The following is a 1,253-nucleotide window of genomic DNA, read 5'->3' as shown; positions in this document are numbered from 1 at the left end:
AGTTATCTGGGGCGCCCCACAATCTTTTTAACACCCCCCCCCGGCCGCCCCCCCGCCCCGGGGCGCCCCCCCGCGGCACGGGTGGCTACGATCAGCCGCTGGTGAGGACGATCTTTCCGAACTGGTCGCCGGACTCGAGCCGTTCGAAGCCCTCGCGGGCGCGGTCGAGCGGCAGGACCTCGTCGATGACGGGGCGTACACCGGCGGCGGCGCAGAAGGAGAGCAGGTCCTCCAGCTCGTCCTTGGTGCCCATCGTGGAGCCGACGACCTTCAGCTCCAGGAAGAAGATGCGGGTCAGTTCGGCGTGCGAGGGGCGGTCGCCGCTCGTGGCACCGGAGATGACAATGGTGCCGCCGGGACGCAGCGACTTCACCGAGTGCGACCAGGTGGCGGCGCCGACGGTCTCGATCACGGCGTCCACGCGCTGGGGCAGCCGCGCCCCCGACTCGACGGCCTCCACGGCGCCGAGCTCCAGGGCCCGCTTGCGCTTCGCCTCGTCGCGGCTGGTGGCGAAGACACGAAGACCCGCCGCCTTGCCGAGCATGATCGCGGCCGTGGCGACACCGCCGCCTGCGCCCTGGACGAGGACGGAGTCCCCGGGCCGTACGCCCGCGTTGGTGAAGAGCATCCGGTACGCCGTCAGCCAGGCCGTGGGCAGGCAGGCGGCCTCCTCGAAGGAGAGACCCCTGGGCTTCGGCAGGATGTTCCAGGTCGGCACGGCGACCTGCTCGGCGAAGGTGCCCTGGTAGCGCTCGGTCAGGATCGAGCGGGGCTCGTCGGGGCCCACCCCGTGGCCGGTCTGGCCGATGACGGAGTGCAGGACGACCTCGTTGCCGTCCTCGTCGACGCCCGCGGCGTCGCAGCCGAGGATCATCGGCAGCCGTTCCTCCGGGAGGCCGACGCCCCGGAGCGACCAGAGGTCGTGGTGGTTGAGGGAGGCGGCCCGGACGTTGACGGTGCTCCAGCCGGGGCGGGCCTCGGGGGCCGGGCGCTCCCCCAACTCAAGGCCGGAGAGCGGCTGGTCGCGGTCGATTCGGGCGGCGTAGACAGCGAACATGGGCACGACGATAGGTTCCCGATCACCAGGACGGAACCACGGCCCGCTGTGACACATGCCCTCTTGCGCAAATGGCGCGGGGGTCCGGGGCGACGGCGCCCGCGGTGACGACACCCTCGAAATCGCCTGAACGGGCGGGTGGGTCAGCAAAAAAATGGCCCCCGCCCCCCCGGGGGCCGGGGGCCGAGACACGGGA

1 protein-coding gene is annotated in these 1,253 nt (G+C 72.0%); it reads right to left on the bottom strand.

Going from position 1 to position 1,253, the window contains the following annotated elements; genetic code table 11:
- Window positions 1-91: 91 nt before the first annotated feature.
- A complete protein-coding gene (locus ACFW2E_RS47185) occupies window positions 92-1,057 on the bottom strand; it encodes a zinc-binding dehydrogenase (RefSeq protein WP_384478425.1) in 966 nt (321 codons plus the stop codon).
- Window positions 1,058-1,253 lie beyond the last annotated feature (196 nt).

It is taken from the genome of Streptomyces sp. NPDC058964 (assembly GCF_042741275.1).
Classification (GTDB): domain Bacteria; phylum Actinomycetota; class Actinomycetes; order Streptomycetales; family Streptomycetaceae; genus Streptomyces.
The sequence above is the reverse complement of the archived record's forward strand: the minus strand, read 5'-3'. Positions and strand labels throughout refer to the sequence as shown.

What these genes read in the sequence shown, in the direction of transcription:
- ACFW2E_RS47185 (WP_384478425.1), bottom strand. Translation starts at nt 1,057, where the DNA reads ATGTTCGCTGTCTACGCCGCCCGAATCGACCGCGACCAGCCGCTCTCC.